Source organism: Phormidium sp. CCY1219 (assembly GCF_035615515.1).
In the GTDB taxonomy this organism is placed as follows: Bacteria; Cyanobacteriota; Cyanobacteriia; order Cyanobacteriales; family Laspinemataceae; genus CCY1219.
Window position 1 is genome coordinate 1 of record NZ_JAJENT010000238.1, and the last position, 266, is coordinate 266.

At 46.6% G+C, this 266-nt stretch carries 1 protein-coding gene; it reads left to right on the plus strand.

The genetic code is table 11. The annotated features are described in order from the left end of the window. Positions 1-266: Uma2 family endonuclease (locus LKK83_RS02455; protein ID WP_324629205.1), on the plus strand; the 266-nt coding region annotated here is incomplete at both ends.

A 266-nucleotide genomic window follows, 5' to 3' on the forward strand; every position in this document is an offset into this window, starting at 1 on the left:
TTTGAGCGTCGCTACGCGGCTGCATCGCAGATTAAAAAAGCCGAATTAATTGAAGGAGTTGTTTACGTGGCTTCCCCCGTTCGAGCAAATCGACATGGTAATCCCCATGCAATTATTATGGCTTGGTTAGGTGTTTATTGGATGGCTACACCGGGGGTGTATTTCTATGACAATGCAACCCTCCGTTTAGATGAAGATAACGAACCTCAACCGGATGCTTTGTTACGCATCGAACCGGAAGTGGGTGGCCATTCTTCGATTAGTGA